Annotated in this window: 1 protein-coding gene; it reads right to left on the bottom strand. The window is 67.2% G+C overall.

Annotation, left to right across the window (positions count from 1 at the left end):
- The coding region (locus tag H0H10_RS03365; protein ID WP_188179278.1) for an acyltransferase domain-containing protein at positions 1–232 on the bottom strand (232 nt) is incomplete at both ends.

Genomic DNA, 232 nt, shown 5'->3' with positions numbered 1-232 from the left:
CGTGGTAGGTGAGTTCGGCGGCGGTGCGCTGGAACTCGTCGAGCATGGGGTTCATGTGGGGGGAGTGGAAGGCGTGCGAGACGGTGAGTTGTTTGGTCTTGCGTCCCTGGGCCTGGAAGTGCGCGGCGACGGTTTCGGCGGCGGTCTGATCGCCGGAGATGACGAGGGAGTCGGGTCCGTTGACGGCGGCGATCGAGAGGCGGTCGCTGTGCTCGCCGATGACGGGCAGGAC

The sequence above is a fragment of the Streptomyces griseicoloratus genome, assembly GCF_014534645.1.
Taxonomy (GTDB): Bacteria; Actinomycetota; Actinomycetes; order Streptomycetales; family Streptomycetaceae; genus Streptomyces; species Streptomyces griseicoloratus.
This window is presented reverse-complemented; position numbering and strand designations above follow the sequence as displayed.